This is a genomic window from Aquabacterium lacunae (genome assembly GCF_004310865.1).
Lineage (GTDB): Bacteria > Pseudomonadota > Gammaproteobacteria > Burkholderiales > Burkholderiaceae_C > Aquabacterium > Aquabacterium lacunae.
Window position 1 is genome coordinate 78,988 of the sequence record NZ_SIXI01000009.1, and the last position, 18,999, is coordinate 97,986.

The following is an 18,999-nucleotide window of genomic DNA, read 5'->3' on the forward strand; positions in this document are numbered from 1 at the left end:
AGATCAGTTACGTTCCAGTTCAATGTCGATGCCCAAGGAACGGATTTCCTTGACCAGCACATTGAACGATTCGGGCATGCCGGCTTCGATGGAGTGCTCGCCCTTGACGATGTTCTCGTACACCTTGGTACGGCCATTGACGTCGTCGGACTTGACGGTGAGCATTTCCTGCAGCACGTACGAGGCACCGTACGCTTCCAGGGCCCACACTTCCATTTCACCGAAGCGCTGACCACCGAACTGCGCCTTACCACCCAGCGGCTGCTGCGTGACGAGCGAGTACGGACCGGTCGAGCGGGCGTGCATCTTGTCGTCGACCAAGTGGTGCAGCTTCAGCACGTGCATGTAGCCCACGGTGACCGGACGCTCGAATGCGTCGCCGGTGCGGCCGTCGTACAGCGTGGCTTGGGTGCGGGTCGGCGTCAGGCCCTTGGCCTTGGCGATGTCGGCCGGGTAGGCCAGTTGCAGCATGCCGCGGATCTCTTCTTCCTTGGCACCGTCGAACACCGGGGTGGCGAAGGTGGCGCCCTTGGACAGTTCACGCGACATGTTGATCACCTCGGCGTCGGTGAGCTGGCTCACGTCTTCCGGGCGACCGCCGGTCTTGTTGTAGAACTCGTCCAGGAACTTGCGCAGTTCGGCCACGCCAGCTTCGGCTTGCAGCATGTTGCCAATGCGCTGGCCGATGCCCTTGCCGGCCCAGCCCAGGTGCACTTCCAGCACCTGACCCACGTTCATCCGCGACGGAACGCCCAGGGGGTTCAGCACGATGTCGGCGGGGGTGCCGTCGGCCATGTAAGGCATGTCTTCGATCGGAACGATCTTGGAGACCACACCCTTGTTGCCGTGACGGCCGGCCATCTTGTCGCCAGGCTGTAGGCGACGCTTGACGGCCAGGTGAACCTTGACCATCTTGAGCACGCCAGCGGGCAGCTCGTCGCCCTGGGTCAGCTTCTTGCGCTTTTCTTCAAAAGCCAGGTCGAAACTGTGGCGGGTCTGCTCCAGCGAGTTCTTGATGCTTTCCAGCTGGTTGGCCAGATCGCCATCTTCCGGACGGATGTCGAACCAGTGGAACTTGTCCACCGAGTTCAGGTACGCCTCGTCCAGCACGGTGCCCTTGGCCAGCTTGTTCGGGCCGCCATTGGCCACCTTGCCGATCAGCAGCTTGCGGATCCGGTCGAAGGCGTCGGCTTCCACGATGCGCAGCTGGTCGTTCAGGTCCAGGCGGAAGCGCTTGAGTTCATCGTCGATGATCTGCTGGGCGCGCTTGTCACGCTGGATGCCTTCGCGGGTGAACACCTGCACGTCGATCACGGTGCCCGAAGTGCCCTGGTCCACACGCAGCGAGGTGTCCTTCACGTCGGAAGCCTTCTCGCCGAAGATGGCGCGCAGCAGCTTCTCTTCAGGCGTGAGGGTGGTTTCGCCCTTGGGCGTGACCTTGCCGACCAGCACGTCGCCGGGGCCGACTTCGGCACCGATGTACACGATGCCCGACTCGTCCAGGCGAGCCAGTTGCTGCTCGGACAGGTTGGGGATGTCGCGCGTGATTTCTTCCGAGCCCAGCTTGGTGTCACGGGCCATGACCGTCAGTTCCTCGATGTGGATCGAGGTGTAGCGGTCTTCGGCCACGACGCGTTCGCTGATCAGGATCGAGTCTTCGAAGTTGTAGCCGTTCCAGGGCATGAAGGCCACGAGCATGTTCTGACCCAGGGCCAGTTCGCCCAGGTCGGTCGATGCACCGTCGGCCACCACGTCGCCAGCGGCCACCACGTCACCACGGCGCACGATGGCGCGCTGGTGGATGTTGGTGTTCTGGTTGGAACGCTGGTACTTGATCAGGTTGTAGATGTCGACGCCGACTTCACCGGCCACGGTTTCCGCGTCGTTCACACGGATCACCACGCGGTTGGTGTCGACGTAATCGACGATGCCGCCACGCTTGGCCACCACCACGGTGCCCGAGTCGACCGCCGCCACGCGCTCCACGCCGGTACCGACCATGGCCTTTTCAGGACGCAGGGTGGGCACAGCCTGACGCTGCATGTTGGCGCCCATCAGTGCGCGGTTCGCGTCGTCGTGCTCCAGGAAGGGCACCAGCGAGGCGGCCACCGACACGATCTGCGAGGGCGACACGTCCATGTACTGCACGCGCTCGGGCGACAGCAGCACGGATTCACCCTTTTCGCGGGCCGACACCAGCTCGTCGATCAGACGGCCTTCGGCGTCCAGACCGGCGTTGGCCTGGGCGATGACGTACTTGCTTTCTTCGATGGCCGACAGGTAGTCGATCTGGTCGGTCGTCTTGCCATCGACCACGCGACGGTACGGCGTCTCGATGAAGCCGTATTCGTTCAGGCGGGCGTACAGGGCCAGCGAGTTGATCAGACCGATGTTCGGGCCTTCAGGCGTTTCGATCGGGCACACACGGCCGTAGTGGGTCGGGTGCACGTCGCGCACTTCGAAGCCGGCACGTTCGCGGGTCAGACCGCCCGGGCCCAGGGCCGAGACGCGACGCTTGTGCGTGATCTCGGACAGGGGGTTGGTCTGGTCCATGAACTGCGACAGCTGCGACGCACCGAAGAACTCCTTGAGGGCCGCAGAAATCGGCTTGGAGTTGATCAGGTCGTGCGGCATCAGGGCTTCGGTCTCGGCCTGGCCCAGACGCTCCTTGACGGCCTTTTCGATGCGGGCCAGACCCGAGCGGTACTGGTTTTCGGCCAGTTCGCCCACGCAACGCACGCGGCGGTTGCCCAGGTGGTCGATGTCGTCGACTTCGCCACGGCCATTGCGCAGCTCGACCAGGATCTTCACGACGGCCAGGATGTCGTCGTTCGACAGGGTCATCGGGCCGGTGCCACCGTCGCGGCCCACGCGGGCGTTGAACTTCATGCGGCCCACGCGCGACAGGTCGTACGTGTCTTCCGAATAGAACAGGCGCTGGAACAGGGCCTGCACGGCGTCTTCGGTCGGCGGCTCGCCGGGGCGCATCATGCGGTAGATCGCGATGCGGGCGGCCAGGTCGTCGGCGGTTTCGTCGGTGGCCAGGGTCTGCGAGATGTAGGCACCCTGGTCGAGTTCATTGGTGAAAATGCACTCGATTTCCTTGATGCCGGCGCTGCGCAGCTTCTTGAGCAGCGACTCGGTCAGCTCTTCGTTGGCCTTGGCGATGATCTCGCCGGTGTCCGGGTCGATCTGGTTCTTGGCCAGCACGCGGCCCAGCAGGATGTCTTCGGGCACGCTGATGTGCGTGGTGCCCGATTGCTCCAGCTGGCGGGTGTGACGCGCGGTGATGCGCTTGTCCTTTTCGACGATCACGGTGCCGGAGGCATCGGTCACGTCGTAGCGGGCCACTTCGCCCTTCAGACGCTCAGGCACGAAAGCCATCAGCGCGCCCGAATCCATCAGCTTGAACGAGTCGTTGGCGAAGAAGGTCGCCAGGATCTGCTCGTTGTTCATGCCGATGGCCTTCAGCAGGGTCGTCACCGGCATCTTGCGGCGACGGTCCACGCGGAAGTACAGCAGGTCCTTGGGGTCGAACTCGAAGTCGAGCCACGAACCGCGGTAAGGAATGATGCGGGCGCTGAACAGCAGCTTGCCCGAGCTGTGGGTCTTGCCCTTGTCGTGCTCGAAGAACACGCCAGGCGAGCGGTGCAGCTGCGAGACGATGACACGCTCGGTGCCGTTGATGATGAAGGAGCCGTAGTCGGTCATCAGGGGCACTTCGCCCATGTAGACCTCTTGTTCCTTGATTTCCTTGACCACCTTCGACTGCGGGGTCGAAGTTTCGCGGTCATAGATGATCATCTGAAGCTTGGCGCGCACGGCGGCGGCAAAGGTCAGACCCCGCTGCTGACACTCGCGCTCATCGAAGGCCGGCTTGGCAATGTTGTACTCGATGAACTTCATCTCCACGAACCCGTTGTGCGAAACAATCGGGAACGCGGACAGGAAAGCGGCCTGCAGGCCTTCGGGTTTGCGCTTCGAAGGTGCGAGGTCCTTTTGCAGGAAGGCCACATAGGCTTCCTTCTGCATGGTCAGCAGATAAGGGACTTTCAGCACGCTGCCGCGCTTGCCAAAGCTCTTGCGGATCCGCTTGCGCTCTGTGTAGCTGTAGGGGTTTGCTTGCGCCATAAACTCTCCGTGGCGAATACCGATGATCAGTTCGGTATGTCGAAGGAATGTGCGCCAATGTCGGGCCAGGACACTGGGCATGGTTCGGCGACTGGCCGGTCGGACCGCTGAAGCGGGCCCGAGGCTTGGTGGTTGGCCACTACCAACCGCTGGCGGACAACCGGGTGGCGCTGGCGGCCGCTGCAAAACATCTTGCTGCTGCCCAAGCCATGCACTCGGTCCGACCAAACCGGTTCTCTGCAGTCGGTTCAGAGAACACTCGAACCGATCAGCTTACCACAAAAACACCCAAGTGGGGGCAGAGGGTATTGACTTTTTGTGTGGACTCTGAAAGCCGTCGCTTGGCCAGCAACTCGCCTGCACGCGTCAATGAGGCCCCCCGAGAAAGGGATTTCCCTTGGCGACATCCCCTCCTATGCTCGCGGCGCCGGAACAGTCAAGCTTGAACGCTTCGCGTCATGCCGCTGGCAAGTTCAAACAAAGCATCAGAATCAGGGTTGGGCATGAGAAACAGCATGGGCCGCGGCATTGTCGGCCGGTACCGCACGTGGGCCATCTGCGGCGTCTTGTGGGGCATTACCCTGGCCACGCATGGTCAAAGCAGCACCGGCCCAGTCGCGATCGGTGACATTGAGCAACGTGAAGCCCAACAGCGGAAAGAGCGCGAAGAGGCCTTGAACCGCTTGAACGTGCCACGGCCTGACGTCAGGCTGCCCTCTGCCGCGCTCGCAGACACCCCTTCGCGTTGGCCTGTTGAAACGCCATGCTTTCCCATCCGAGAAGTGGTGCTGACGGGCGATGCTCGGACCGCATTCGCGTGGTTGCCAGAAATGTTGAACACCGGGCCTGGGGCCCTGAACGGCCAGTGCCTGGGCCCTCAAGGGATCAATCAGGTGCAGGCACGGATGCAAAACGCGCTGATCGACCAAGGCTGGATCACCACCCGCGTGGTGGTCCCAGATCAAGACCTCTCGAATGGGCAGCTGACACTGCAAATCGTCCCGGGGCGCTTACAGGCCATCCGGATGGCAGACGGCAAGCCTGTACCCGCCATGGTGAAACACGCGCTGCCTTTGCAGCCTGGTGAACTGCTGAACCTGCGGGCCATCGAGCAGGCCCTGGAAAACCTCAAACGGGTGCCCAGCCAAGAAGCAGACCTCCAGATCGAACCTGCCAGCGGGCCCGGGAGTCAGGCCGGCGACAGCAACCTGGTCGTCACGCTGCACAGCGTTCGGCCATGGCGGCTGTCAACTTTTGCGGACGATTCCGGCAGCGAGCCAACTGGCAAGCTGCAAGGCAGCACCACAGTGTCTTACGACGCCCCCCTGCAACTCAATGACCTGCTTTACCTCAGTCTGAACCACTCCCTCGGTGAGGTGCCAGGCGATGCCACCGGCACCAGGGGGCACACCGTGCACTACTCGCTGCCGCACCGGTGGTGGCTGTTCACAGCCACACACAGCAGCAGCAGATACCGTCAGGCCATCGCGCCCGGAGCCCTTTATGCTGGGCAGTCCAGCCAGACCGAAGCCAGGGCAGATCGAATGATCTACCGCGATGCCCGCACCAAGGTGTCCGTGGCGGGGGGCTTCTGGTTCAAGAGTGCACGCAACTTCATCAATGACACAGAAATCGAACTCCAGCGCAGGCGCACGGCAGGCTGGTTGATCGGGCTGGACGCCCAGACGGCAACAGACTCTTTGCAGCTCAGAGGAAATGCGGAATTTCGCCGAGGCACTGGCGCCAGCGCTTCGCTGGCTGCGCCCGAAGAACCGAACGGCGACGGGAGCTCGCGCTTCCAGGTGCTCACCGCACAGATTCAGGTTTCTACGCCTTGGCGCATCGCGCACACCAACGTGCAATTCAGAAGTCACTGGAAGTTGCAGGTTCATGGCTCGCGGCTGCCTTCGCCAGAACGGTTCGCCATCGGTGGCCGACACACCGTGCGTGGCTTTGACGGGACGCACACCCTCACAGGCGACAGCGGCGTGATCACGCGCAACGAAGTGTCGATTCCTGTGAGTGGTTGGCAAGCACAAGCTTACGGCGCTCTGGACGCCGGCATGGTCTCAGGCCCGGCCAGCCATGGCGTGGGAGCAGGCCGCACGCTGGCCGGCGGCGCACTGGGCTTGCGGGGCCAACTGATGGGCACCATCGGCTATGACCTCTTTGCAGGACACCCCTTGCGTCAGCCAAGCAACATGCCCACCGGGGGGCTGACAGGCGGCTTCAGCCTGAACGTCAGTTACTGATCACAAAGCGCAGGCATCGACAGCCCGCCACACTCATTCAGGGAACGCACCATGAACCGCTCATGCTTTCGCATTGTGTTCAGCCGCACCCGCGGCCAGTTGATGGCCGTGGCAGAAACAGCTTGCAGCCAGACCCAGGGCAACGGGGCGACCCACAAGCCCTTGCGCAAGCCAAGGTGGCACACGCCGCCAGCATGGCCCGTGAACGCGCTGATGGCCTCGCTGTTCTGCACGCCCGCGCTGGTGAACAGCCAGACCGCTCTCAACTCGGCCACGGTGCAGGCCGACAGTCAGGCCGCAGCAAACCTGCAACCACAGGTCAGCACGGCGCCCAACGGCACCAGCATGGTCCACATTCAAGCACCCAGCGCCGCAGGCGTGTCACGCAATGTGTACCAGCGCTTCGATGTGCCAGAGCGCGGCGTGATCCTGAACAACGCCACGGTTGAAGCACAGACTCGGCTGGCGGGCTGGGTGCAAGCCAATCCCATGCTGACCCAGGGAGCGGCCAAGGTCATCCTGAATGAAGTCAATTCACCCCATGCCAGCCAGCTGGCAGGTGCCATCGAAGTGGCTGGGCAGAAAGCCGCGCTGGTGTTGGCCAACCCGTCCGGCATCACCTGTTCGGGCTGCGGATTCATCAACGCCAGCCAGGTCACCCTGACCACCGGCACACCACTGATCAACGCCATGGGTGGCCTGGACGGCTATCGGGTGACCGGCGGACACATCGAGATCCAAGGCAAGGGGATGGATGCCCGTGGCCTGGATTTCGCCGCCTTGCTGGCTCGCAGTGTTCGGTTGAATGCGGCCGTCTGGGCCGACCAGTTGCACCTGATCACTGGCCGCAACGAAGTCGACAGCAACCTGACCAAGGTCCAGCCCATCACAGGCCATGAACGTGCCAGCACGCCCGCTTTTGCCATCGATGTCAGCCAGTTGGGCGGCATGTACGCCGGCAAGATTCGTCTGGTGGGTACCGAGTGGGGTGTCGGGGTGCGCCAAGAGGGCAGCATCCAGGCCGGAACGCAGGGGCTGGTGCTGCACCACAACGGCAGGCTTGAGAACCGGGGGGCCACGCTGTCAGCAGGGGCCATGAACCTGAGCCTGCAATCTCTTGAGAACGCAGAACAGGGCAGCCTTTATGCGCAGGGCGATCTGCAAGCACAGGTCGCTGAGGCCGCCACCAACAAGGGGCTGATGGCCGCAGGGCAGCACATGGTCGTGCAAACCGGCTCTGCCAGCAACACGGGCTGGATGGCTGCGGGGCTGAATGTTTCAGGGGTGCTGTCTGGGGCCGCCAACCTGACCCTGGCCGCAGCCGATGAATGGCTTGACCGAGGACATCTGCGTGCCAGTGGCCAAATGCGCGCCTCGGCACAGTCACTGCAACTGGCCGGCACTGACCTCTCGGCGGCCCATGTGGTGCTGCAGACACCCGGGCACTTGAGCACCCACGGCGCCAAGCTGGTGGCAGCCCAAGGCCTGGAGATCTCCGCAGGCTCGCTGAACAACCGTGAAGGCACCATCGGTGCGCTGTCGGGCGCAGTGAATCTGAACACTCAGCAGGCGGTAGACAACCGCGGCGGTTTGATCTCGGCCGCTGGAGCTCTGGCAGTCACGGCACGCCAGCTCGACAACAGCCATGGCGGAGAGCTGCTGGGTGGGACTGTGAAGTTGACCCTGCCAGGCGATGGCATCGCAACCGATGCCCCCCCTGCCGAGCTGATTTCTTCGGCATTCATCGACGCGTCGGTCTTTGACACGCCCAACGGTCAGTGGGTGCAGCCGTCCATGGGGTTGCCCACAGTCAGCGGCAACCACAGCGTGATCGACAAGGAAGGTCGCTTGTGGGTGTTCGTGCCCAAACCCGCGACGGCCAACCTCGACAACAGCCAAGGCGGCCTGATCTCTGCGACGCAAGACCTTCAAGTGCGCAGCGGCTCGATCGACAACAACCAAGGCCTGATCCAGGCCGGCGGCCAGATAGACCTCGACACACAAGGGGGCATGCTGATGAATGCCAGTGGTGCCTACGCATCGCTGACATGGCGCGAGTTGATGCGCCTGTCACCTGCCCAACGTCAGGCATTGCGCCTCGCGGCACAGCAGGCGCCACGCACTTCCGGGGAAGCATCAGCGGTTTCGGCCAAAACCACAGGCATCGTGGCGGGGGGGGGCCTGGGTATCCGCACCGCCAGCCTGATCAACCACCAAGGGCTCATCACGGCAGAAGGTCCTGTCAGCATCACGCGGCAGTCGGTCGGCTCCCCTTATTTTTTTGAGGTGCAATCCGAACGCATGCGAGGGTTGCAACCCCTGGCATGGGATTCGCCAAGGCACGATGTATTTGACAACCGAGACGCTGGCATTGTCTACAGCACCACCCACGACCTGCACATCGACGGATGGACCGTGCAGAACCAAGCGGGGGGGCTGCTGCTGGCAGGACGCGACCTGACCATCGGTGCCATCGACAACCAGAACGGACAAGTCAAGGCGGGTCGTGACCTGAAGGTGCATACGGATGCCAGCACGCACTTGACGCTGGAAGGGCGATTCATGGCCGGTCACCACCTGTGGGTCAAAACAGGCTCGATGGATTCTGGTGCCACGATGCTGAGCCTGGGTGACATCACCCTGGAGCTGCTGGATTCAGTGGGGCGTGGCGCCATGAGCCATCGCGCTGATTTCACCATTGGAGAAGGACAAGCATGGCGTCGGCCCTTCACGTTCGCACCGCATGACCCACTGGGGATCGGCGAGACCGCCGCAGATGCGCAAGGTTGGGGCACCAATCTGGAAGGCACATTGAAAGCCAACCGACGCATCACCGTGTCGATCGGGGCACTCAGTCCCGCTTCGCTCAGCGCTGAAGTCAACCCCTTCCTTCGGGCAGAAGACGTGGTGGACAAAGGCTTCTCCAGCTCGGCAGACATCACTGCCGGAGAACGCATCGACATCACGGGCCACTGGTTCAGAAACTCCGGCACCCTGGAGGCACCCGAGGTGCGCATTGACCTGACCGAGGGTCAGGTCGATCTGGCACAGGCCTCGGCGGGCTACGGGGACTTCCCTGGATCATCTTTCGTGAATGCGCGTGGCCGGGTGTACGGTGACCGGGTGAGTATTCGCGCGAGCGAAGTGGTCAACGGCTTGCCTGGCGACATGGTGGAAGACAACATCGCCCGCTTGCCTGGGGCTGGCCTGATCGCTGCCCGGCAGCACCTGCACATGGGGTTCGACCACCTGAGCAATCAGGAAGGCTCGCAGATCATCAGCCTGGGAGATGCTGTGCTGCAGGGCTACCACGTTGGCGACGCAGCTCAAAAGCTGGTGAACCATGACAGCCAGATCCTGGTGTCAGGCAGCTTGTCGATGCAAGTGAATCAGACACACAACCAGAGTGGTCACTGGTTCAACGGTGAATGGCAGCCTTCAGCAGCCACCCGATCGGAGCAAAACATCTGGTGGTTTGCTGCGCTGTCAGACGGTGTGCGTCACAGCGCCGACCAGGTCAGCCTGAGCACGGTGGTCGATGGCACCCGCACGCCGATCAACCACATGCAATGGCACACCCTGTACGACATGCCTCGGGGCAGCGCGATCACGCTGACCCTGCCCGACGGTTCAAGCACAGACCAGTGGCAAGTGGGGTACGACCAGATTGCCCGACTGACCCCTCGCACGGCCGCCACCATCAGTGTGGGCGGCGATCTGACCTTGCGTGGACAGGCCATCACCAACACGATGGCCAGCATCGTCGTGGGCAACTTCCTGTTCAGTGATGCCAGCCTGAACAACCAGAGTTACCCATTGATCGAGCAAACCAGTCAGTGGCAGCTGGGGGACATCGTCGTGGGCCAGGTGGCGCTGGACGTGACAGGCCTGACGCAATCGTTCTCCACCACAGCGCGCGAATTGGTGCGGCCAACTGTGACCACACAAGCCGGCAGTACGCTGCCTGTCACCAGCATCCCCTCCCCTGCCCCCCTGCCTCAGCCAGAGCCGGCACAGTCGGTCGCAGGCTACAGCGAGCCATCGCGCAGTTTGCCTGGCCCTGGGGGCACGTCAGTCGGCATTGGAACACCCGGGCTCCAATGGCCCAGCGGCGGCCTGTACCAAGCCGTGCCGGACGCAGGCCGCCCCTACCTGGTCGAAACCGACCCTCGGTTCCTGAACGGCAAGCCTTGGCTGTCGTCCGATTACCTCTTGGGGCAGCTCGGCACCCCACCTGCGACCGGGACTCCAACACCCGTCGCATCCAGCCAGGCCTCGGCCACCACCTTCGATCCATCGGCCATTGCCAAACGGCTGGGCGACGGCTTCTACGAGCAGCAACTGGTGCGAGAGCAGGTGGCCCAGTTGACCGGGCGTCGGTTCCTTGGCGACTTCACGAACGACGAAGCACAGTTCAAGCACCTGATGGAGGCAGCCGCCTCGGTGGCATCACCGCTGAACTTGCGCGTCGGCCTTGCCCTGACCGCCGAACAAGTGGCCATGCTCACCACGGACATCGTCTGGCTGGTGGAGCGCACCATCGACCTACCCGACGCACGCCACACCATGCGTCGGGTCAAGGTGCTGGTGCCTCAGGTGTACGCGAAACTTGACGGCAACAGCGTCCAGCGCAACGGGGCGTTGGTGTCGGCCAAGGTGATTGACCTCGACACGCAAGGCCAGATCAGCAACAGCGGCACGCTGATGGCCGATGTCATGGCACTCCAAGCCGATGGCATCAGCGCAGACCATGGCAGTTTCATGGCGCGCCAGATGGCTCTGCTGGCCCAACAAGACATCCGGCTGAACAACGCAGTGCTCAGCAGCCAGAACGACCTGATGCTGATGGCAGGCCGGCAACTGTCCATTGGGCACAGTCAGCTCGAAGGCCACAACCTGTGGCTGAGTGCAAAGTCAGACATCACGCTGGAAGACAACCTCCTCAAGGGTCGCGGAGCACTTGACATTCAGACGGCTGCGGGCTCCGTGGTGACACGCGACAGCACCCTGCAGGCACGGCAACTGCGCGTCGAGGCCGATCAGAACGTCATGCTTCAAGGCGGCTCATCGGTCGCCAACACGGTCGATGTGCGCGCCGGGCAGCGCCTGCAACTCGAGGGCGCACGCACCCATGCCGATGGTTCGGTGCACATGCAAGGGGCTCAAGTGAGCCTGCAAACCCGCTCAGGCGCAGACGGTGCGCGCACGCAGATCGACGGGCAAGGCATCTCACTGGTGGCCACGGAAGGCGCGCTTGAAGCCAGCGGTGTGGCCTTGTCTGCCCAAAGTGGAGTCCTGTTGCTGCAAGGCAAACAGGGGCTCACGCTGAGCACGCAGGCACAACGCACCGCACGCACTGAGACCGCACGCACTGAGACCGCACAAGGCAGCGACTGGGTCGGCGATCCAACCTCGCAGGCACAGCGCCGAGAATTGACGCATCAGCTCACGCGGCAAACCATTGAAGAAACGGCTGTGCTCAATGACTTGAGTGGTGCCGGCGTGCAGCTGCTGACCGGAGGCAAGCTGTCGGTCCAGGGCACCCAACTGGCTTCGTCAGGTGATGTGACACTGCAAGGCGATGCGGTGAACCTGCAAGCCGGCAAAGAGACCCGTCGAATGGAAAGCGAACTGGTCAGCACACTGGATCGCAGCCGTCGCACCGTGCGCGCATCGACCGTGATGGAGCGCGAAGTGACCAACCAGATCCAGGCCAGTGGCGCCTTGAGCGTGCTGAGCACAGGCTCACCTGCTGACCCCAGCAACAGCCTGCTGCTCAGTGGCACGCGGCTGAGTGGGCACAGCGTGCTGGTTCAGTCGGCCGGTAACCTGACACTGGACCGCAGCCTTGCTGGCGCCCTGAATGCAGCAGACGGTGGCCTGACACTGCGCAGCCAAGGCGATCTGGATGTGGCAGCACAGCACATCGTCAGCGGCGGTGACCTGGCCTTGTTCTCATCGGGCGGCAACATCAACCTGCTGGCTCAACAAGTGGTCAATGGCGGCAACATTTCACTGGAACGAGGGCACCTGCAAGCACAAGGCGACCTGATCCTGGGCGCCGCAGGCAAGGTGCAGGCCAACAGCACCCTGATGGAAGCCGGCGGCAGCGCCACCCTGTATGGCAGGCAAGGAGTGGACCTGAAGGCCAATCTTGTGCAGACCGAAACGCGCACCACCCAACAGGCCGGGGGATGGACCACCACCTTGCACACGGTGGATCAAAGCGTGACCTCGACGGCCATCACGGCAGACGGCATCGCGATCAGTTCAGATGAAGGCAAAGTGACAGGCCAAAGCGCCCAGCTCAATGCGCAGGCTGGCGACCTGAGCATCTTGGGGCATGACGGCGTGGAGTTGGGCGCACTGATGGCCGTGGACAGCCTGGGCCGTGTGGCCGAATTCGTAGGCAGAAAGGCCAAGCACAACCGCACTGAAACGGAGGCAGGCACCGACCAGCAGATCGAAGCCGGCAGCTTGAGCGGCGCCAACGTCAGCATTCGATCGGGGGGCGGTGACATCAGCCTGCAAGGCACCGACATCCGCGCCGAGCAAGACCTCTTGCTCAGCGGGGCAAGCGTGTCGGTGAGCACACAAATGGCCACCGACAGCAGCGTCAGCACTGTCTCAGCGCGCCGGTTGCAGGAAGCCCGCACGACGCAAGACCAGGACACGGTCGGCGGCACCTTGTCTGCCGGTCAGAACCTGTCGGTTCAAGCCACTCACAACGTGGCTTTGACGGGTGTACAGGCCTCCGCCGAGCAGGGCCAAGTGCTGGTGCAGGCACAAAACAATGTGCAACTGCTGGCGGTGACAGAAGTTGACAAGGAAAGCACCTCACGCGCGTCGGGCCGAAAACTGCGCAATCGCAGCCAGACCGAAAGCACCGATGAGACCAGCCAAGGGGTGCAGCTGACTGGGCAAAACGTGACCGTGATCGCTGGCAACGAACTCAGCGGCGTGGGGGCCACACTGCAAGCCAGCGGCGAAGCACTGCTGGTGGCCAACAGCGTCGACCTGACGGCCGCAGTGGACACCGACACCCGCATGGACATCGCTTCAGGCAAACGCTGGAGCCGCAGCAGCCAAAGCAGTGAGCAGCACACCACCGGAGGGCTGCTGAGTGGCGATCAAGGCGTTCGGGTGTTGGCGCAAGGCACTTTGGGTGACGTGCTGCTGCAAGGCATGTTGGTACAAAGCGCCAATGGCAACGTGAACGTGACGGCCCAAGGGCAGGTGCAATTGACCACCGTGACACTGGCCAGCCAACAACTGCAAGAGGAATACCGCAAGAAAAAGAGCACCTTCAGCAGCAAGACCACCACCTCGCGCAGTGAAGCCACCAGCACCACGGCCCAAGGCAGCACCCTGAGCGGCGCAGCCGTTCAGGTCACGGCCGGCCAGGACATCAAGCTGCAAGGCAGCCAGGCGATCAGCGACACCCAGACCACCCTGACCGCTGGGCAGAACGTGGTGCTCGAAGCCGCCCAAAACACCGACACCAGCAGCCAGAGCAGCAGCACACGGCGCAGCGGCCTGATGGGCAGCGGTGGCGTGGGCTTCACGGTTGGCAAACGCAGCCAGTCCAGCACGGTCGAGCAAAGCAGCACCACCGCCGCCGCCAGCACTGTGGCCAGCCTGCTGGGCGATGTGACCATCAGCGCGGGCCAGCAATACCGCCAAAGCGGCAGCGACGTGCTCACCCCGCAAGGCAGCGTGTTGGTGACCGCCCAGCAACTGCAGATTGAAGCGGCGCAAGACACCCACAGCAGCCAGCAGACCAGCCAGTTCAAGCAAAGCGGCCTGACCGTCAGCCTGAGCAACCCGGTGGTTGACGCCGTGCAAAAGGCCGACCAGATGCAAAAGGCGGCCAGCCAGACCCAAGACAGCCGCATGAAGGCCCTGGCGGCCATGACCACGGCCCTGGCCACCGCCAACGCCTACAACGAGGTCATGAAAGACCCGGCCACCGCTGGCGGGGTCAACATCAGCGTGTCGGTGGGCAACAGCCGCAACCAGAGCCAGACCACGCAAAGCAGCACCACCGCGCGCGCCAGCACTGTGCAAGCGGGCCAGAACATCGTGCTGCAGGCCACCGGAGCCCAGCAAGACTCCACCCTCACGGTGGTGGGCAGCCAGCTGCAGGCGGTGGGCAACGTGGCCTTGCAGGCCGAGGGCGACCTCAGCCTGCGCGCAGCCCAGCAAACCAGCACCCTGCACAGCAGCGACAGCAGCAGCAGTGCCTCGCTGGGGGTGGGCATTCAGTTCAAAGGCGACACATGGGGCCTGACCTTCAACGCCTCGGCCAACAAAGGCTGGGGCCGGGGCGACGGCACCGACACCACCTGGGCCAACAGCCAGGTGCTGGCCGGCCAGCAGCTCAGCATCACCTCCGGGCTGGATACCACGCTGCAAGGCGCCGTGGCCCAGGGCCAGCAGGTGGTGGTCAACACCGGTGGCCAGCTCAGCCTGCAAAGCCTGCAAGACACCAGCACCTACGACAGCAAGTCAACCCGCATGGGCGCTGGGCTGACGGTGTGCGTCCCGCCGCTGTGTGGTGGCACCTCCAGCATGAACGCCAGCTACGGCCAAACGCGCATCGACAGCACCTTCACCAGCGTGGGCCAGCGCACCGCCATCGAGGCCGGTGACCAGGGCTTCCAGGTGAACGTGGCCGGCAGCACCGAGCTCATCGGCGCCGTGGTCGCCAGCACCGACAAGGCTGTGCAAGACGGCACGAACCAGTTCAACACCCAGGGCCTGAGCACGCAAGACCTGCTCAATGAAGCGGCCTACAAGGCCCAGGCTTTCAGCGTGAGCGTGGGCACTGGCCAGGGCCAAAGCAGCGCAGGCTTTGGGCGCGACAGCGGCCATGCCACCAGCACCACCACCGCCGGGGTGTCGGGCCTGGCGGGCGATGCCGCCGTGCGCACCGGCGACACGCAGCAAGGCATCGGGCAGGTGTTCGATGCCGAACGCGTCAAGCAAGACGTGGGGGCGCAAGTGGCCATCACGCAGGCGTTTGGGCAGGCGGCGGCCAAGGCGGTGGGGGATTACGCACAAGGCAAGGCCGAGACCCTGACAGCGCAGGCCATGGCAGAAACAGACCCCGACAAGCAAAAGGCCTTGCAGGACGAGGCCAAGCAGTGGGGCGAAGGCGGTGGCTATCGTGTGGCCCTGCATGCCTTGGTGGGAGGCTTGAGCGGCGATGCCGCTGGCGCACTGGGCGCAGGCGTGAGCGCAGCCGCGGCCCCTGACCTGCAAGCGCTGCAAACCCAACTGCAAAGCAGCCTGCAACAAGCCGGGCTTCCTGAAACTGCAGCCAAGGGCATCGCCAGCGTGACCACCGGGCTGACCGCCGCCTCGCTTGGTGCTGCGGTGGGAGGCAGCGCAGGCGCCGCTGCGGGGTTCAACCAGGACATGAACAATCGGCAGTTGCATCCGACCGAAATTCAATGGATCAAAGAAAATGCCAAACGCTATGCAGCCCTGAGAGGTATCAGTCCACAGGCAGCAGAAAAACTTCTGGCTGAACAGGCTTTCAGACAAGTGCAGTTTGGTGCGGAAGGCGGTGCAATAGCCTGGGATGCAGATGCTCAAGCATTTCTAAAGACTGCTGGTACACAAAGCTTGCCCAATGGCGGATACCTCTTCTATGCCAGACCGGATCAAAGGGCCGATGCGACGATGTATCTCGATTCTGCAATCAAGAACGCAGACTTTTACGCCAAGAACGGCCTCAAACAGCCTACCTTGAACGAATTGCAGACTGCAGCACAACGTGATGCAGGCATTCGTGCCAATCTAGGATTGGCCACGAAGACGGCCCTGGCAGCATCGGCAACGTTAAACCTCACAGCCTTGGCCCCCGCCGCTTTGAGTTGGGCCCTGACCAACCCTCTTGCGGCCAGCAGTACGGGCATCATCACGGCAGAGACAGCTGCGGCCATTACAAGTGGTGCCGTCACCCCAGCGACCTTGGCGCCCATGCTCAGCGCTGGTGGCATGAAAGCGGTCACAACGATGAGCGAAGCGGTGAGCGGTCAGGCAGCCAAGGCCACCGCTGGAGGCTTCGTCAATGCCGCCAAGGTGTGTGAGTCAGGCTGCGCCGTCGTTGGTCTGAGCAAGAGCGAGCAAGCAATCTTGGTCCAGATTCAAGCGGGGCAAGACAAGGGCGGGAAACTTACTGAGCAATTGCTGGAGTCAGTGGCCACGCGCACCGGCTCAACAGTGCTGACTGGTGGAAAATATGGCGCCAACAATGGCTTTGATCTGGTGCTTAAAAATGCCGATGGCACGGTGACAGTGGTGATGGATGGCAAGCAGATGTTGCCTTCGGGGGCGTTCTCGCTCAGCGCAAACTCCGCTGGCGGGGCTACGCAGAATTCCATGGCCTGGGTAGAAGCGGTGCTTAACAGGCTCGATAAGACCTCCGCAGCATACAAGGCGGTTGAGGCTGCGCGAGAAAGCAACACCTTGGTGACCGCTGTAGGTGGCGTCAACAGAGCATCTGGTGAGTTGGTCGTGTTGCCCATCACCGTGCCTACGAGATAAAGGAATGACAATCGTGTTGTCACATTACTCCCCTGAGCAAATTCGCTTCCTTAAGGAACGCAAGGAACGCATCAATGACTGGGAATATATAGGGCATTTACCTCGTCAAGTTGCCATGATTGATCGAGGAGAAGGCAGCTTCGATGGCTGCCTCAGCAATTTAAAGCGACTCCATGAAGATATCGCTAATTACGCATGGTTCGGCAATCGAGATTTGGCAACCTTCAAGCTGCAGAGTTATCTGTCGGCTAAGTTTTTGTACATGATCGCGAAGGCCACAAGTGAAGAAGGTGTGATGCGTGAAGCTGAATATTTCTACGCATTGCTCAGCGACCACGAACCTGTCATCCGCTGGATGATGCAACAGTCCCCACATTCCACGCTGTTCAAGCAAAGAATGGTCAACCCAACCCAGAACGAATACCGCTACTACCAGTTGACCCTGGCGCTAAATGGCCAATGGAACGATCTGGGGAGCAGAGCGGAGATGTTCCTGCAGGACGTGCCAGCCAAGATGAAAAAGTACGCACCCGACATGCGCTTTTACCTGGCCTTAGCGCAGCAGGACAAAGCAGGGATGGAGTCTGCGTTGGCCGAACTCACCAGCCCCAAGGTTGCAAAGGTGCGCAACGAGGTGTTTGAACTGGTGGTGCCCAGCCAGTTTGTCTCGCCCTTCGCCTGTCTATATGCCAAGGCAGCTCGCCGTTATGGCTTCGAGTTGGACGTCGACACCGCGTTGATCCCGAAGGAATGGCTTCCCGTCAGCCCGCTGCCTGCCTACTTGGATCCATACGAATTTATGCGTTCATGGAGCATTGTGTAATTTGTGGCGATGGGTACAGGCCTCACGGCCAATACCCCAGAAGGACTGATCATGTTTCGTCTAATTTACGAGCGGATGAGCCGTGCGAATGATGGATACAGTAGATTTATGGAGCGCATAGCAAATGTAGATACTTTCGGCTCCCTGATTTTTAGCATCTGTTTGTTCGGTGCATGCTGGGCTTTTGCCTGGTACGCACATATCATTGGTCCGTGGGTGGACAGCGTCATGGGATGGGGGCCGCACGACATCGATTCAATGGGCAAAATCAGTTGGCGACGAATGTGGTCAACGAGTATTTGCCTGCCTGGCATTTTAGTTAGTATCGCGCTGTATGTGCGTAACCGTCGCAAACGCCGCAACTGAACTCTCGCCTCACACTTCCGCAAGCTGGTGTTGTCGTTCGCATCAAAGCCGCCAAGCAAATCCAAGCATCAGCCGACACGTGGTACACAAGAACATCGGACTGTGAAGAACCAGTCGAACGGATATCGCCGCCAATAGTAAGAAGCACGACAACGACATCCAAATCGCTGCCGGCGTGGCACCCACCCACACGGTGGGCATCCAATTCAACAGCGAATGTACGGGGCTGACCTTCAGCGCGTCGGCCCACAAAGGCTGGGGCCGGGGCGACGGCACCGACACCACCTGGGCCAACAGCCAGGTGCTGGCCGGCCAGCAGCTCAGCATCACCTCCGGGCTGGACACCACGCTGCAAGGCGCCGTGGCCCAGGGCCAGCAGGTGGTGGTCAACACCGGTGGCCAGCTCAGCCTGCAAAGCCTGCAAGACACCAGCACTTACGACAGCAAGTCAACCCGCATGGGCGCTGGGCTGACGGTGTGCGTCCCGCCGCTGTGTAAGGGCACCTCCAGCGTGAACGCCAGCCACGGCCAAACGCGCATCGACAGCACCTTCACCAGCGTGGGCCAGCGCACCGCCATCGAGGCCGGTGACCAGGGCTTCCAGGTGAACGTGGCCGGCAGCACCGAGCTCATCGGCGCTGTTGTCGCCAGCACCGACAAGGCTGTGCAAGACGGCGCGAACCAGTTCAACACCCAGGGCCTGAGCACGCAAGACCTGCTCAATGAAGCGGCCTGCAAGGCGCAGGTGTTGAATCACGAGCAAAACTGAGCCAGGCGTCACGTCCAAAACTGAGCCACTAGGTTGACGAAGAAGCGGACTGCTCGGATGTGGATAAGTCTACTGTCTGGTCGGCTCCTTTGGGTGTTTTGCTA

General features: G+C 62.2%; 5 protein-coding genes. 4 read left to right on the top strand and 1 reads right to left on the bottom strand.

Features of this window, described 5'->3' with window-relative positions; all coding sequences use genetic code 11:
- Positions 1-3: 3 nt before the first annotated feature.
- Positions 4-4,131: a DNA-directed RNA polymerase subunit beta gene (gene rpoB, locus EYS42_RS16545; RefSeq protein ID WP_130969311.1), complete on the bottom strand. Its 4,128-nt coding sequence runs from the start codon at positions 4,129-4,131 to the stop codon at positions 4-6.
- Between the two features lie 515 nt (positions 4,132-4,646).
- Here rpoB and EYS42_RS16550 point away from each other — a divergent pair.
- The 4 genes from EYS42_RS16550 to EYS42_RS16565 all read left to right on the top strand — a co-directional run bounded on the left by EYS42_RS16550 (position 4,647) and on the right by EYS42_RS16565 (position 18,895).
- Entirely contained in the window at positions 4,647-6,383 is a 1,737-nt protein-coding gene (locus EYS42_RS16550; RefSeq protein WP_245503687.1) for a ShlB/FhaC/HecB family hemolysin secretion/activation protein, read from the top strand.
- A gap of 51 nt (positions 6,384-6,434) precedes the next feature.
- On the top strand, positions 6,435-16,937 hold the full coding sequence (locus EYS42_RS16555) for a hemagglutinin repeat-containing protein (RefSeq protein WP_130969313.1): 10,503 nt from the start codon (positions 6,435-6,437) through the stop codon (positions 16,935-16,937).
- Between the two features lie 4 nt (positions 16,938-16,941).
- Entirely contained in the window at positions 16,942-17,760 is an 819-nt protein-coding gene (locus tag EYS42_RS16560) for an Imm49 family immunity protein (protein ID WP_130969314.1), read from the top strand.
- A gap of 541 nt (positions 17,761-18,301) precedes the next feature.
- Positions 18,302-18,895 carry a hemagglutinin repeat-containing protein gene (locus tag EYS42_RS16565; RefSeq protein ID WP_165456837.1) on the top strand — a complete coding sequence of 198 codons (594 nt, stop codon included), beginning with the start codon at positions 18,302-18,304 and terminating at the stop codon, positions 18,893-18,895.
- Positions 18,896-18,999: the final 104 nt, after the last annotated feature.